The organism is Marinithermofilum abyssi (genome assembly GCF_014641195.1).
In the GTDB taxonomy this organism is placed as follows: Bacteria; Bacillota; Bacilli; order Thermoactinomycetales; family DSM-45169; genus Marinithermofilum; species Marinithermofilum abyssi.
This window is the reverse complement of the sequence record NZ_BMHQ01000001.1, coordinates 298480-313007: the sequence shown is the minus strand read 5'-3', so window position 1 is coordinate 313007 and position 14528 is coordinate 298480. Positions and strand designations below refer to the sequence as shown.

The window sequence follows — 14528 nt, the reverse complement described above, 5'->3', positions numbered from 1 at the left end:
GGGCATACGTGACGCCTTGATCGTGCTATGCTCGCTTATTGCCTCGGTCCCACTTCAAAGGGGGAGTCGTTCCTGTGTCCACCTTGTGAGATGCGCTCTCATCTCCGGAATACAGATGTTGTCAGCAGCCTCGGATGAATCTGGATTCCAACTTTTTTGTGTGCCTAGAAGTTTATCGACAAGCCGGCCAAGATGCCCAGCGTAATGTTATACGTGGCATGAACAACCATTGAGGTGGAGGTGTTATGCCGTTTTCGGATGACACCCAGAATCAAGCCCACCACAAACACAATCAGCGTCGACAAGCTGAGTCCGTAATTGCTGTGGACCAGAGCGAACAATAATGTAGTAAAGAACAGCCCGAAACGCGGTAACAAGGCTCCCCGGAAAATGGATTCTTCCCCCAATGCCGCTGCTAGGCCCAGAGTCAAAATACCCCAGACAGAACCGTACATGGGACCAATCAGCTGACGGGTCAGCTTTTCCACATGGGGATCGGTGGGAAAACCGAGCATTCGGGCGGCATTTTCCAACACCAGGGCAACCACGACCAGTATAAGTCCGGTACCGATGCCGACCAAGATCTGGCGGATATTGGGGCGGACGATTCCCAGCCGGTGCAACGCGCTTAAAAAATCGCGACGTGACAGCCAGCCGACACCAATCACAGCCAATAGGAAGAACGTTATTTGCTGGGCCCACATCGACGGCAACGGGTTGGATTCCTTCATGCCGGAGGTGAGATCCACCATTTTGTCCAGCCCGATCGCCACCATGGAAAAGAAATAGACTCCGATCAGCGTGGAAGAGGCCAGGGCGACAGTATGGACCCGGTTCTCCGGATCGATCGGAAGCAGGCGGGAAAGCGTCCGCCGAAAATAGGGGATCAACAAAAGCATCCCTAGTAGTGCAGGTATAGCCCAGCTCAGGCCCAACCGGGTCAGCAGGCCGTGATCCAGCTGGCCACCCGGTGGCAGAGGTGCCTGGGTTTCCGGCGGCAGAGGGATATGTTGCAAAAGGTTACCCAACAGGGTAAGCAGCACGCCGAACAGCATGAATCCTCCCAACACAAAGAGAAGAAGGGTATAAGTGGTAATAATGAACCCGCGGCCCCCTGTGGCTAATTTTGCTGTTCGTCGGCCTTCCGCGAGATTGCCGAGCCACAGAAGAAAAAGCAGGGGGACAAACTGCAATACGGTCAACAGCGCTTCGATGATGATCAACCCCCAATATTGGAAAAGTCATGGTAAGATGCCAAGAAAAAATGAATGCTATGGCTAATGATACCACATTTTACAGCAGTCCCGGAGAGGAAAAGGTCAACATTTCCAGTATTAAATGAGGGAGGTTTTTGACGAAGGGTCAGCCATAGCCTATAATAGATACGTTATGCAGGCTCGATAGAGGGGATCGCCATGATAATGCGGGATGGGAGTGATATGATGTGTTGGAGCGGTTGGAATCGATTCGTGAGCGTTACGAAGAATTGAATCGGTTGCTCAGTGACCCCGATGTAATCGGCGATTCAAATAAATTGCGGAAATACTCCAAAGAACAATCGGATCTGGAACCCAAATACCAGGCCTATATCGAATACAAAGAAGTGACGGAACAGCTGAAAGACGCGAAGGCGATGCTGGAAGAAGAGACCGATGCAGAGATGCTGTCCATGGTAAAGGCGGAAGTGGATGAACTCTCTCGGCGAAAAGAGGAGCTGGAAGAGAGAATCCGTATTTTGCTGTTGCCCAAGGATCCCAACGATGAGAAAAACGTCATCGTCGAAATTCGCGGAGCCGCCGGCGGCGAAGAAGCGGCACTGTTTGCCGCGGATCTGTATCGCATGTATACCCGGTATGCGGAACGGCAAGGGTGGAAAGCGGAGATTTTGGAAGCGAATACCACCGGGTTGGGCGGATTCAAAGAAGTGGTTTTTTCCGTCCAGGGACAGGGTGCTTACAGCAAATTGAAGTATGAAAGCGGCGCCCATCGGGTGCAGCGGGTTCCTACGACGGAGTCGGGAGGCCGGATTCACACATCTACGGCGACGGTGGCGGTCTTGCCGGAAGCAGAAGAGGTGGAAATCGAAGTCCAGGACAAGGATTTGCGGATCGATACCTTCTGTTCCAGCGGACCCGGCGGACAAAGTGTCAATACCACCAAATCGGCCGTGCGGATTACGCATTTGCCTACCGGGATCGTGGTATCCTGTCAGGATGAAAAATCCCAGATCAAGAACAAGGAGAAGGCGATGCGGGTACTCCGCGCACGTCTTTTGGATCAGAAGCAGCGGGAGGAGCAAGCCAAAATGGCTGATGCTCGCAAAACCCAGGTCGGAACGGGCGATCGCAGCGAACGCATCCGGACGTACAACTTTCCCCAAAGCCGGGTGACAGACCACCGGATCGGGTTGACACTGCACAAACTGGACATGGTTCTCGACGGAGAATTGGATGAAATCATCCATGCTCTCACTCTGGAGGAGCAGGCGGAACTTCTCAAGAAAGCCGAGTGAGTGCGGGGAGGCGACAAGGGTTGAATCCACAGGTGACAATCGGGGAAGCCTATCGGTGGGCTTCTTCTTTTTTGCAAAGGTTTCGAGGGGAAGACGCGGCCTTTGAAGCGGAGCTGTTGCTACGTTCCGTTTTGGGATGGGATCGTACCCGCCTGTTTACGCGGATGGATGAACCGATCCCCGCTCCGGCGCTGCAGCAGTTGAACGAGTGGTTGGAACTGCGCAAGAAGGACGTCCCGCTGCAATATATCCTCGGTGAACAGGAGTTTTACGGCCGTCCTTTTCATGTGAACCAGGGGGTATTGATTCCCCGCCCGGAGACGGAGATCCTGGTGGAAACTTTTTTGGAACTGGGAGATTCTTTGAAAAAAGAAGGGCTGGATGCGGTGGATGCAGGGACTGGTAGCGGTGCCATCGCGGTGACGGTGGCTCTGGAACGCCCGCACTGGCATGTTCACGCAGTCGACCGTTCTCCCGATGCGCTGAAAACCGCCCGAAAGAATGCCGAGCGTCTGGGTGCCGTCCGTTTGACCTGGCATCAGGGGGAGTGGTTGGCCCCCCTGATGCAACAAGGGATACAGGTGGATGGTTTGATCTCCAACCCGCCATATATTCCGAGCGGGGTGATTTCCACGCTGGATAAGCAGGTAAGGGAGTATGAGCCTCGTCTCGCCTTGGACGGCGGTGAAGACGGCCTGCACCCGTACCGCATCCTGCTGACTCAGTTGCCGCAAGTGCTGCGAACACCCGGTTTGGTCGCTTTTGAAGTGGGAGAAGGCCAGAGCCGGGATGTGGAAAACATGATGCGAAGTTTGCCGGCAAAAGTGGAAACCTTCATACGCCGGGATCTGGCGGGAATCGAGCGGGTCGTCGGGTGTATGGTGAAGAAATGGGTCTAATGTTTGTCAGAGGAATTTTTCCAGCAGAAAGTGCGTCAACCATGATTAATCCTACTGCAGCCTGTCCATACTGGTTGATATAGAAGGACAAGGAGGGCAATAATCATGGGTTTGCGCACTTATATTTTTTTTATTGCTGCTGCAATAGGACTGTCCGGTTTTATGACAATGGTGAACGGCACTTCTTCCTTCGGGGGAGATACGATGGTTACTGCGGCGTCCTCTCCGGCTGCCGCCGACGAAAAAATCCCGGATCAGGCAATTCGTCTGCGGATCTTGGCCAACAGTGACCATGTGAAAGACCAGTGGCTGAAACGGAAAGTACGGGATGCCGTTCTCGATGAAATGGGCAGTTGGGCGCATCGTCCTGCCAACATCCACGAGGCTCGTCGGCACGTCCGCTCTCATTTGCCGGAGTTTGAGAAAATCGCTAAAAAAACGATCCGAAGCCATGGATATGACTATCGTGTACAAGTGAAATTCGGCAAAGTGCCCTTTCCGACCAAATTGTACGGAAACCGTGTATATCCCGCGGGCGAGTACGAAGCTCTTTTGATCACCATCGGAGAAGGAAAGGGGGACAACTGGTGGTGCGTGCTTTTCCCTCCCCTCTGCTTTGTCGATATGAGCAACAGCGATGCAGTATCGGCAAAAGGTAGGGAGCAATCCGCCCCGACCCAGACGGCTGCTTTGAATCAAGCGATGGCCGCACCGGCGGGAGAGAAGCCAGAAACGTCTTTGAAACCGACACAACCGCAACAACAGAACCAAATGAAAGTCCGGTTTTTCTTCCTGGATTCATTGGAGGACTTTTTCTCCGAATTATTCGGATGAACAAAAAGACACCGCTCAGGTGTTTGAGGTTAATGACAAAGCCTATCTTCGGAAAAAGAGAGCACATCTCACAAGGAGCGATTTGAACGACGTACCTAGCGTTGATAAGTGGGACCAAGGCAAAAAAAGCGAGCATAGCACGATCTGGAACGAAAGCGACAAGGCGTGACTTGTGCCCTGTGGGTGCTTGTGCCCGTGGGTGCCATACAGGCTTTTCCTTTTGCTCGTGCCTTGGTCATCGCACTCACGGAGCGCAAGTCGTGCCTTTTGTTGTTCCGCTCCAAAGTCACGCTATGTTTCGGAGCGGAAAGTATCACATCTGTGACGTCGGAGAGGAAGCGACGGGCAGAAGAGCTTTTTGCTGAAACCAAGAGGTTTGTCATCAATCTGGACACCGCCCGGGCGTTCTTTTGTCGTAGCCGGATCTGTCGATGAACACCTGATCGGGCATCGATCCTTTGGGTGGAAAGGGTAGTCTCCTTGCTGTAATTTGCTTCTATAGGCTGTACGAACCTCTTTTCACTGTCTAAAATGGAATCATCCCTCTCGCAAGGAGTTGGACACCCCATGGCAGAGTGTAAAAAAGAATGGGAAGTCGAGATTGAAGATGGAGAACTGGAGATTGAGATCGGCGGAGTGGAAATCGAAATCGATGGGGATGGCATTGATTTTGAAGTAGGAGATGACTGAATCCGGCTTGTTACCCCTTGCCAACATCCGTGGATGGATAGATATCATGTAACAGCCTTCTGAAACAGAGGGCTTTTTTTATATCCACGGTACTATAACCGGATGGTTTCGCATATCTTTTCAAGGAGGACAAACCTTGGGGAGGTATGCCTATGTTTGCCATACGAAAAGCCTGTACGTCGGATGTGCCGGCCATCATGCATTTGTTGAAAGAAGCGGGGATGAATGAGCAAGGAGTGGACAAGCATCCGGAACACTTTCTGGTGGTGGAAGACCCCGGAAAGAGTCCGGTTCGGACAGTGGGAACCGTCGGGTTGGAAGTGCATGGCGATGTGGGCTTGCTCCGCTCCTTTGTATTGGATCAAACGTGTTGGAACGGAAAAACCAGCATGGAACTTTTACATGTGGTGTTCCAATTTGTTCGACAGATGGAGTTAACGGCTGTCTATCTGTTTGCCGGGATTGATCCGCGGGTCTTTGAGGCGTTTGGTTTCCAGGGCATCAGTCCGGATGAGCTGCCGGAGGCGATTCGGAACTCGGACCATGCCGTTCGCCTTGCCGGGTCCGGGAGTCCCATGGTGCTCCGGTTACGGGAGGAATCCATGTCCGGCTCGGGAAATGAGCATGAACCTCGGTCATCGCACCCATAGGGCATTTAGTCGTGCTTCGTGTCGCTACTTTCCACAGTCACGCTATAAATCTGTGCGGACAGGATCAGATCTGTGACTTTCGGAGAGGGAGCGACGGGTAAAAGCAACTTTATATCGGGTCAAAAGGTTTTGTCAACAAGCCTCCGATTCAAAGTTCCCCCGATGCGACAGACTAAAGGATCATCCGAGAATATGCTATGATGTTGGAGAAACGATGGGGAAGCGGGGGTAAGCAAGTTGGATCAGTTGGGTCAACCGTATCAAACGATCCGGTGGCATGTGGATCCCGAACAATCGGTGGATACACTGTCGCGGAATAAGGATATACATGAAGCTGCCCGGATGCTGCGGGAAGGGAAGCTGGTGGCGTTTCCTACGGAAACCGTGTACGGCTTGGGAGCCGATGCGGCCTCTCAAGAAGCAGTATCGGCTATTTATACAGCCAAGGGACGCCCCTCGGACAATCCGTTGATCATACATATCGGGGAGAAGGAGCAGCTATATACGTTAGCTGCCGAGGTTCCTCCCGCAGGGGAGGTGTTGATGCGCCGGTTTTGGCCGGGGCCGCTCACCTTGATCTTGCCTCATCGTGGGACGCTAGCTCCCAAGGTAACGGCGGGATTGGATACGGTCGGAGTCCGTATGCCGTCCCATCCCGTTTCCTTGGCATTGCTCCGAGTCTCGGGAGCTCCTGTGGCAGCGCCCAGTGCCAACCGCTCAGGCAAGCCCAGTCCCACGGATGCCGATCATGTGTGGCACGATTTGCAAGGACGGATTCACGGATTGGTGGACGGCGGGCCGACGGGTGTCGGCGTGGAATCCACCGTCGTGGATGTGACCGGTGAAGTTCCTCTGCTGTTGCGTCCGGGAGGAATCACCTGGGAGGAATTGCAGGAAGCGGTCGGGGAGGTGCAGGTGGACCCCGCGATCGTCCAAGAGGGGACGGCTCCCCGTTCTCCCGGCATGAAATACCGCCATTATGCACCCCAGGGAGAGATGTGGGTAGTGGTAGGGGAAGGAGCAGCCCAGATTCGCCGGGTACAGGCCTTGGCTGATGAGGCGCGAAGGCAGGGAAAAAAGGTCGGTATCTTCTCTACGGAGGAACACCGGGCTTACTACCAGGCAGATTGGGTGCTTCCCTGCGGCAGCAGGCAGGATCCTGCCAGTATCGCCCGGGAACTGTACAGGGGATTGCGCCGTTTTGATCAACTGGGGGCGGATACGATCGTGGCGGAAGGGTTTCCGCCGGAAGGACTTTTTCACTCGGTGATGAACCGATTGTCCAAAGCGGCGGAGGGCCGGGTCGTCCAGGCATGAGGCCAAGGAGACGAGACAAAAAGCGGCGCACCCCGCATTGTGCCGCGTCTCGTTGAATCTCTTGGAGCGGACAGTATAACTTCTGCGTCGGAGGAAAGGGAGCAATGGGCAAAAGAGTCGAAGCGATCATACAGGTTTGTCATTAATCTGAGGCTTCTGCGCAATGCAGAAGCCTTTTCATATGGCTGAACAACATCTACGACATCGAAGAGGGAGCGGCGGGCAGCAAAGTGTTTACTGTCTTGAAGAAGTTTGTCGTCAAGTCGAGCCTCCCCGTGGCGGGTTCTTTTTTGGGCCAGGCCCGCATACCTTGTCTAACGACGAGCAGATGCGGGGAGGAGTGGGAATGGAGCTTTCTCTGCCCCAGTGGGGCCAGCTGTTCACACTCGGGATGATCGCCATTGCACTGGGGATGGATGCCTTTTCCCTGGGGATCGGGATGGGCATGCGCGGTCTGCTCAAGCGTCAGATTGTGATTGTCAGCAGTGCGATCGGACTGTTCCATATGTTGATGCCTTTGCTGGGGATCGGAGTAGGCCGGTTTCTCAGTGTACATGTGGAGAATATCGCGGTGATGGTGGGGGGTGGTTTGCTCTGTTTTCTAGGAATCAACATGCTGGTCCATAGTATTCGGGGCGGTGAGGACCCAGTGGTGTTGGACGTCACCACGCTGTGGGGCGTATTGTTTTTTTCTCTGAGCGTCAGCTTAGACTCCCTTTCCGCGGGGCTTTCTTTGGGTTTGTTTGATGCCGATGTGATTCTCGCTGTACTGCTTTTTGGCATGATGGGTGGACTGATGGGGGGAATCGGAATGTGGCTGGGACGAAACATGGGAACTTGGATCGGCGTTTACGGGGAAGCAGTAGGAGGGCTTATTCTGCTGTTCCTCGGACTCCGGTTCATACTGTGAGGGTCCGTCGATGACTGAGGCGATCTGGTATAGCGCATTGTCCGGTTTCTCCACGTTTTTGGGTACCATGGTCGTGGTGTTTTGGGGCACTTTGTCTGCCCGCACGATCGCTCTTTCTCTCGGCCTATCATCTTCTGTTATGATGATGGTGGCTTATGTGGAATTGCTCCCTACCGCTGTGCAAGCCAGCCGGGGCTCCTTTTTCCATGTTGCTCTGGGTATGTCGTTGGCGCTCCTGTTGATGTACATCCTACATCAGGGATTTAGTCGGTTGCAGAACCGGACGGGCGTTGAAGTGGAGCAGGACCTGGGACGGCTGGGTTTGGTCTTGTCCGCAGCCGTCATCGCCCACAACGCTCCGGAAGGGGCGGCGATCGGAATCGGGTTTGGGGCGACGGAAGAGCTGGGAATCACATTGGCTGCAGCGATGGCCGTACACAATATTCCCGAAGGCGTCGGCATGGCGGCACCGATGATGGCAGCCGGGCGCTCTCGTTGGTTTGTGGTCGCTCTCAGTCTCTTGTCCGGAAGTGCTTTGCCTTTCGGAACTTGGGTGGGGATGAGGTACCTCCTATTTTCACCGGATGTGGTGGCGGTCGGATTGGTATTTGCCATGACGGCGATGATGTGGGTGGTGGCGATGGAAGTCGGACCTCGTGCATGGAAAATGGACCGCCGATTTGCTTGGATCGGGGCATTGTTGGGTATCTTGATGATGTACCTGTTACACGAGTTGCACTCTGGACACGGATGAACAAAAATAAAAGGAAGCCCTGGTTAAAAGTGGAGGGGGTGAACACACTGAAAAAGATCCTGTTTGTTTGTACCGGAAACACCTGTCGGAGCCCGATGGCGGAAGCACTGTTGCGCAAGCTGGCAGAAGAGGAGGGACTGGCTCTGGATGTTCGGTCGGCGGGTGTGGCGGCGGCTCCGGGCTCAGGTCCGGCTCAGCAAGCGGTGGATGTAATGAAGGAATGGGAGATTGACCATTCCGCACATCGATCCCAACCCATCTCTCCGGAATTGATTCAGTGGGCGGATGTGATTTTTACGATGACTTCAGGCCATCGCCAACTGTTGGCCCAGGCTTATCCGGAAGCGCTGGAAAAAGTGGTACCGTTAAAAGAATACGTCCATCGCGACCAGGAGTCGGAGGCGCTTCTGCAACAGCTGAACGAAGTGTTGACCGAGATCGAGATGCGCCGATCCATGATGAACGACCAGGCAGATAGGGAACAGGAGAAGAAACTGCGCCGAGAATTGGAGCAACTGAAGGAGCAGCGCGAAGCATTGAGCCGACAGCTGTTGGAACGGATACCGGAAGTGGATATACGGGATCCCTTCGGGGGTTCTGTGGAGGAGTACCGTGCCTGTGCGCAAGAGCTGGATCAGCTGTTGCGCCGGTTGGTGAAGATGTGGAAGAAGCAGGAAGAAAGGGGATAGGGGGAATCACACGGGAGGTATCTTCCTTCCACCTTTATTCCCACGGTACTTTCTTTTTTCTTTTACCTATTGGAGTATACTGATAGTGAGTACGGATACAGGGGGAACATCATGAAAGTTGTACTGGGATCGGATCACGGCGGGATCCATTTAAAAGAAGCGATCAAGTCGGTGCTGGAAGATATGCATATTCCTTTTGAAGATGTGGGCTGCGATTGTCCGGATTCGGTTGATTATCCCGATTATGCTCTGCCGGTAGCCAAACGTGTTGCCGATGGGGAATTTGACCGGGGAATCCTTATTTGCGGGACAGGACTCGGGATGTCCATCACTGCCAATAAAGTGCCGGGAATCCGCTGCGCTGTCGTGAGCGACGAATTTTCCGCCCAGATGAGCCGGGAGCACAACAATGCCAATGTATTGGCCTTGGGTGAACGGGTGATTGGTCCCGGGCTGGCGGAAAAAATCGTGCGCACATGGCTGACGACGGAGTTTGCCGGAGGCCGGCACGCGCGGCGTGTGGAGAAAATCCATGCAGTGGAAAAGGAGCACGGCAACCGATGACCGACGGTAACGCAAACATCCGGGAACAAACCTCCCGAGTGGTTCGAGAGCTCATGCAGGCCATGCCCCTTTCGGAAAGCCATGTGCTGGTAGTAGGGGTCAGTACCAGTGAAGTGGCGGGAGAGCGGATCGGTACGGCAGGCAGTGATTCAGTAGCGGCAGCCTTGTTTGCCGGTGTGATGGACGAGCAGCGAAAGTACGGATTCCACCTTGCGTTCCAGTGTTGTGAACATTTGAACCGTGCCCTGGTGGTCCGGCGCAGCACCGCAGAGCGCTTTGGATTGACGGAAGTCACCGTGGTGCCGGTACCCAAAGCCGGTGGAGCGATGGCTTCCTATGCTTTCCGCCACCTGGACGATGCGGTGATGGTGGAGTCCATTGCGGCAGATGCGGGTATCGATATCGGGGATACATTCATCGGGATGCATCTCAAGCCGGTCGCGGTTCCGGTGCGGCCGTCGATCCGGCAGATCGGACAAGCCCATGTTACCATGGCCAAAACACGTCCCAAGCTGATTGGCGGTGCCCGTGCCGTCTATGTGCTGGAAACAGAATGATACAGAACGATTTTCTCTTGGCTTTTTAATCGAAACGAAAAGAAAGAGAGGCTGCCGGTTTGTAAACGAACGAAAATAAAAATATATACGCAATCGTTCGGATATCAGGCGTTTGGAGCAGCTTTTCAATGAAAATAAAACGATATATCCAGAAAAAAGCGGTCGGGTTTCCCTTCCGCTTTTGTTACAATGGGGAATGAAGGCAGCGGAAAAGGAGGAAATCGATGTGCAACATGTAAGACAAACAGATCCCGAAGTGGCAGCAGCGATTAGTCAAGAATTAGGCCGGCAACAAGGAAAAATCGAACTCATTGCGTCAGAAAACTTCGTCAGCCGCGCTGTGATCGAAGCACTGGGTACAGTGCTGACGAACAAATACGCAGAAGGCTATCCTCACAAGCGCTATTATGGCGGCTGCGAATATGTGGACCAAGTGGAAGACCTGGCACGGGATCGGGCCAAACAGCTTTTCGGCGCAGAACACGCCAACGTACAGCCCCATTCCGGCGCTCAAGCCAATATGGCGGTCTATTTTGCCGTGTTGGAGCCGGGCGATACGGTTCTCGGCATGGATCTGGCCCATGGAGGTCACTTGACCCACGGTAGCCCGGTCAACTTCTCCGGCAAGCTGTACAATTTTGTTTCCTATGGGGTGGATGAGAAAAACCACCGCATCGATTATGACGTTGTACGGGAATTGGCTCTGAAGCACAAGCCGAAGCTGTTGGTAGCTGGAGCCAGCGCTTACCCCCGGACCATCGACTTCGCCCGCTTAAAAGAGATCGCCGATGAAGCCGGCTCTCTCTTCATGGTGGATATGGCCCACATCGCCGGTCTGGTGGCTACGGGGCATCACCCGAACCCGGTTCCTCACGCCGATTTTGTTACCACCACCACTCACAAGACCTTGCGCGGCCCCCGGGGCGGTATGATCCTCTGCAAAGAGAAGTACGCCAAACAGATCGACAAGTCCATCTTCCCCGGCATCCAGGGCGGTCCGCTGATGCATGTCATCGCCGCCAAGGCTGTGGCGTTCAAAGAAGCTTTGAGCGAAGATTTCAAGGCCTACTCCCAACAAGTGGTGGACAATGCCGCTCATCTGGCCGAATCCCTGACCGCGCGCGGATTCCAACTGATTTCCGGGGGTACGGACAACCACTTGATCCTGATCGACGTGCGCAACTTCAACCTGACCGGGAAGCAGGCGGAGCACTTGTTGGATGAGATCGGCATCACCGTGAACAAAAACGCCATCCCCTTCGATCCGGAAAGCCCCTTTGTCACCAGTGGAATCCGGATCGGCACCCCGGCGGTCACCTCGCGTAATATGGACCAAAAGGCGATGGAGGAAATCGCCGACATCATGGCATTGACGCTGAAAAATCCGGAAGACGAACAAGCCCAGCAACAAGCGCGGGAGCGCGTCGCTTCTCTTACCCGCACCTACCCGTTGTACGCGGACTTGGATGTGTAAAAGAATCGTACATGTGAAAACAGGCAGACTTGTCTCAGGCTGTTGACCCCAGGGGCCAACAGCCTGAGGCTGCTGATACCATCCGTTCAGAAGAAAAGAGCACGCTTTACAAGAAATGGCCTTTTGAACGACGTACCCAGCTTGGATAGGCAAGTAGAGAGCCATAGCACGACTTGGAAGCGAAGCAACTAAAGCGTGACGTGTCTTTGGGTGCTTTTGCCCGTGAGTACATATACCTTTTCCTTTGGGCTTGGGCTTCGGCGAGAATCATAGCTTGATGTCGGAGTGACGGGTAGGAAGAGCTTTTTGCTGGGTTAAGAGGTTTGTGATCTAGCATATTAGAGCTTCTTGATGGGAAAATAGGGAAAGGGGCATGGGGTCGAAGGAAGGTCATACATACTGCAAAACTCCCTCCAACTTCCTGATCGGCCGCATGGACAAACCAGTTAATGACCAGTACAATGTACAGGGAATTTGAAGGGAGTGACGGGAAATGGGAAACGTGTACGTGTTTGATCATCCGCTGATTCAGCACAAGATGACCTACATACGGGATAAAAACACCGGTACGAAAGAGTTTCGGGAGTTGGTCAATGAAGTAGCTGCACTGATGGCTTATGAAATTACCCGGGATATGCCTTTGGAGGAGATCACGGTGGAAACGCCGGTGGCCAAGGCCAAGTGCAAAGTGCTTTCCGGGAAGAAGCTCGGCCTGGTACCGATTCTTAGGGCGGGACTCGGTATGGTGGACGGGATTCTGGAGCTGATTCCCGCAGCCAAAGTGGGTCACATCGGACTGTATCGTGATCCGGAAACGCTGGAACCGGTGCAATACTACGCCAAAATGCCGTCGGACATCGGTGAACGGGATCTCATTGTGATCGACCCGATGTTGGCGACAGGCGGTTCCGCCTCCGAAGCGATTCGCATGATCAAGGAGATGGGCGCCCGCAATATCAAACTGATGTGCCTTATCGCCGCTCCAGAAGGCATCGAGCGGGTGCAAAAGGACCATGACGATGTGGATATCTTCGTCGCCGCGGTGGATGAAAAACTGGACGAGAAGAGCTATATCATTCCCGGCCTCGGCGATGCCGGCGACCGGCTCTTTGGTACACGGTAGGCCGTTCGAACACCCGGAAAAGATCAGCGCCGACGGCTTTTCCAACGGGAGATACAGCTGACTGTTATGCGTCTGCCGTACCGGCGATGCCTGATACGAACCGGGCGGGATTGCGACGCAAGGAAATGATGACGTTGCTAAAAAGGTTCAACAGGTGCATATGAATAGCTAGATGCCCCTCTGCCCAATCAGCGGCTTTTGAACGGTGTCGCAGTACTTCACAGTCACGCTATATTTTGGAGCGGACAGTTTGACTTCTGTGACGTCGGAAAGGGAGCGATGGGTAGAAGGGCTTTCTGCTTTATTTGCGAATGGTGCGCCAGGGAATACAAATCTCCTTCTATTACCAAACTATGAGTAAAAGGAATGATGGGTACCTTTTATCGGCAGTCTCCTCGTTTTACCCCGTCTAAAGAGAAGGGTTTAGTTGAGAAGCCGAACATCACGCGGGGGGTATGCTGAAAGTTCTAGGAACAGACAAGAAGTTTGTTCAGCAGGAGAAGTCTCTCGCGCTGCAGGATTTCCATTTGAACAAAAAAATACCAAGGAATTTCCATTCCGTGGCAACGCTCGGAATCCGGAAGAATCAAAGGAATCACGCTGTATTTCTTCGGGTTGCGAAAGGATTTGACGCTTCCTTTTGAATGAGATGAAAATTGTGACAGAGTGTTCAAATTCCATCCCGGGGTATGCGTTGACAACGATTTGGGGCTTCGGTAGTATGAAACGGGGAAGACTGATGGGTCACCGGCTCAGGTGTTGAGGGACGGTAGTTCCTCCGGATGGAAAGTTGGAAATCGCCGGTTGACGGGGGTGCCTTTTTGTGAACAAGCACACGGACAACCCTTGGAAAATGGCCGCTCTCATCAGTATGATGGGCTTGGAAGTCGTGCTGCTTACTGTGGCGGGCGCTTGGACCGGACGTTTCCTTGACGCCAAATGGCAGATGCACCCCGTTTTCCTTGCCTCGGGTGTGCTGTTGGGGTTGGTTGCCGGATTTGGCAGCGCCATATACACGCTGCGGTCGTTTGTCAAGTAATCGTTTTTTGGAAAGCGGTTCATGGATGTCCCCGAACACGGCATTTGTTAATAAAACATGTCGGCGTTGATAAGTCAACCCCTCGCCATCCCCCCAACCAACCGAAGGTCCATCAAGGAACCTAAAAGGGTGACAGTACATGATCGCTTTGGAGCGCAGGCGTTGGCGTGTCACAGTCCTCTCTCTGGTTTTTGTTGCCATTTTCTCCTTATTGTGGCTGTCAACTCCCTTTAAACCCTTCTTCGGCGGTTTGATTCTTGGTGCATTGGTAAGCCTTTACAATGTGATAAACATCGCCAAAAAGGTGCGTACCAACGGGGAAGCAGTGTTGTCGGGGAAAGGGAGAGGCGGGGGCACGGGGCTGATCTACCGCATAATGATGGTTGTCTTCTCCGTTATATTGGTGGCCCGATACCCAGCGTGGTTCGATTTTCGTTCCCTGCTGTTGGGATTACCGATCAGCTATGTGCTTCTTATCGCAGTTGAGTTTTGGAGTACCAGACGCAATGAGTAGAA

Annotated in this window: 16 protein-coding genes; 15 read left to right on the top strand and 1 reads right to left on the bottom strand. The window is 53.6% G+C overall.

The genetic code is table 11. The annotated features are described in order from the left end of the window. Positions 1–164: 164 nt before the first annotated feature. A complete protein-coding gene (locus IEW70_RS01515; protein WP_188646158.1) occupies positions 165–1223 on the bottom strand; it encodes a CPBP family intramembrane glutamic endopeptidase in 1059 nt (352 codons plus the stop codon). Positions 1224–1444: 221 nt separating this feature from the next. On the opposite strand from IEW70_RS01515, the gene prfA reads away from it, so the two are divergent. The 15 genes from prfA to IEW70_RS01445 all read left to right on the top strand — a co-directional run bounded on the left by prfA (position 1445) and on the right by IEW70_RS01445 (position 14526). Next, the gene (gene prfA, locus IEW70_RS01510; protein WP_188646157.1) at positions 1445–2512 is read left to right on the top strand and encodes a peptide chain release factor 1; all 1068 of its coding nucleotides are present in this window, start codon (positions 1445–1447) and stop codon (positions 2510–2512) included. Positions 2513–2532: 20 nt separating this feature from the next. Beyond that, complete coding sequence (gene prmC, locus IEW70_RS01505) at positions 2533–3411, top strand: peptide chain release factor N(5)-glutamine methyltransferase (RefSeq protein ID WP_188646156.1); 879 nt, start codon at positions 2533–2535, stop codon at positions 3409–3411. 105 nt (positions 3412–3516) lie between these two features. Continuing rightward, the gene (gene spoIIR, locus IEW70_RS01500; protein ID WP_229751725.1) at positions 3517–4245 is read left to right on the top strand and encodes a stage II sporulation protein R; all 729 of its coding nucleotides are present in this window, start codon (positions 3517–3519) and stop codon (positions 4243–4245) included. A 567-nt stretch (positions 4246–4812) separates the two neighbouring features. After that, positions 4813–4935, top strand: a complete 123-nt coding sequence (locus tag IEW70_RS18030) for a hypothetical protein (protein ID WP_268234808.1) — start codon at positions 4813–4815, stop codon at positions 4933–4935. 152 nt (positions 4936–5087) lie between these two features. Then, a complete protein-coding gene (locus IEW70_RS01495; protein WP_188646155.1) occupies positions 5088–5585 on the top strand; it encodes a GNAT family N-acetyltransferase in 498 nt (165 codons plus the stop codon). A gap of 246 nt (positions 5586–5831) precedes the next feature. Continuing rightward, positions 5832–6902 carry an L-threonylcarbamoyladenylate synthase gene (locus IEW70_RS01490; protein WP_373285896.1) on the top strand — a complete coding sequence of 357 codons (1071 nt, stop codon included), beginning with the start codon at positions 5832–5834 and terminating at the stop codon, positions 6900–6902. A gap of 346 nt (positions 6903–7248) precedes the next feature. Further along, the gene (locus tag IEW70_RS01485) at positions 7249–7812 is read left to right on the top strand and encodes a manganese efflux pump MntP (protein ID WP_188646154.1); all 564 of its coding nucleotides are present in this window, start codon (positions 7249–7251) and stop codon (positions 7810–7812) included. Between the two features lie 10 nt (positions 7813–7822). Continuing rightward, complete coding sequence (locus tag IEW70_RS01480) at positions 7823–8566, top strand: ZIP family metal transporter (protein ID WP_188646153.1); 744 nt, start codon at positions 7823–7825, stop codon at positions 8564–8566. A 38-nt stretch (positions 8567–8604) separates the two neighbouring features. Continuing rightward, positions 8605–9255 carry a low molecular weight protein arginine phosphatase gene (locus IEW70_RS01475; RefSeq protein WP_188646152.1) on the top strand — a complete coding sequence of 217 codons (651 nt, stop codon included), beginning with the start codon at positions 8605–8607 and terminating at the stop codon, positions 9253–9255. Positions 9256–9366: 111 nt separating this feature from the next. Beyond that, positions 9367–9819, top strand: a complete 453-nt coding sequence (rpiB, locus tag IEW70_RS01470) for a ribose 5-phosphate isomerase B (RefSeq protein ID WP_188646151.1) — start codon at positions 9367–9369, stop codon at positions 9817–9819. Next, a complete protein-coding gene (locus tag IEW70_RS01465) occupies positions 9816–10376 on the top strand; it encodes a TIGR01440 family protein (RefSeq protein ID WP_188646150.1) in 561 nt (186 codons plus the stop codon). Before rpiB ends, IEW70_RS01465 begins: the two co-directional genes overlap by 4 nt. A 196-nt stretch (positions 10377–10572) precedes the next feature. Next, positions 10573–11850: a serine hydroxymethyltransferase gene (glyA, locus tag IEW70_RS01460; protein ID WP_308423112.1), complete on the top strand. Its 1278-nt coding sequence runs from the start codon at positions 10573–10575 to the stop codon at positions 11848–11850. Positions 11851–12343: 493 nt separating this feature from the next. Then, positions 12344–12973, top strand: coding sequence for a uracil phosphoribosyltransferase (upp, locus tag IEW70_RS01455; RefSeq protein ID WP_188646148.1), 630 nt, complete (start codon positions 12344–12346; stop codon positions 12971–12973). Positions 12974–13796: 823 nt separating this feature from the next. Beyond that, on the top strand, positions 13797–14012 hold the full coding sequence (locus IEW70_RS01450; protein WP_188646147.1) for an AtpZ/AtpI family protein: 216 nt from the start codon (positions 13797–13799) through the stop codon (positions 14010–14012). Between the two features lie 139 nt (positions 14013–14151). Next, positions 14152–14526 (top strand): ATP synthase subunit I, encoded by a 375-nt coding sequence (locus tag IEW70_RS01445; protein WP_188646146.1) that lies wholly within the window; start codon positions 14152–14154, stop codon positions 14524–14526. Positions 14527–14528 lie beyond the last annotated feature (2 nt).